1 protein-coding gene is annotated in these 796 nt (G+C 42.1%); it reads right to left on the reverse strand.

Annotation, left to right across the window (positions count from 1 at the left end):
- Positions 1 to 326: 326 nt before the first annotated feature.
- Positions 327 to 796: CorA family divalent cation transporter (locus AC1DVB_RS27675; RefSeq protein ID WP_477592050.1), on the reverse strand; the 470-nt coding region annotated here is incomplete at its 5' end.

The following is a 796-nucleotide window of genomic DNA, read 5'->3' on the forward strand; positions in this document are numbered from 1 at the left end:
CCAGAGGCTCGCTTTCCGCGGGGCGTGCGGTGAGCCTCCTCGGCGTAAACGCCTGTGGGGTCTCACCTGTCCCGCTGTTCCCGCAGGAGTCTCGCACTTCCGCTCCAATCAACCTTAAATAGTTTCGTTTTAAAAACAACAATCTTTACGAAAAGTGCCTTTATTAAAGCCCAAACAAAAAAGGGACCCATCTGAGTCCCCCTTATTCCAAGCTCATTTTCACCACTGTCATTCCGCCACCATATCGTTCTTAAGCCTATCTCTTCGATATAAACCCCCGCAGCGCAAACAAAATAATGCATACTCACCAGTTTCTCAAATGATTCTTATCTCTTTCGCGACCTTTTCTTTGGATTGAGCCAACCTTTTTTTACAAAGAATAAAAACATCATCAAGGCAATACCGMCCATCGTTCCAAGAATGAGGAAATAGCCATAATGCCAATTTAATTCCGGCATATATTCAAAATTCATCCCATATACGCCCACTATGAAGGTCAGCGGCATGAAAATGGTAGTGATGACAGTCAATGTCATCATCGTTGAATTCATATTATTAGAGTTCACAGACAAATAGCTATCACGGATATCGGACGAAAAATCTCGATACGATTCAAGCATTTCAGTCAATTTAAGAAGATGATCGTACACATCATTAAAATATAGATGCTGATCTTTCAAGTAATTCAGACGCTCCGATGAAATCATTCTGTACAATAAATCACGCATCGGCAATATGGTCCGACGGAGCCTGGACATATCTGTACGTAAATCGAAAAGCTGATCCATCAATTCGT

The organism is Peribacillus sp. P4_D6 (assembly GCF_056401795.1).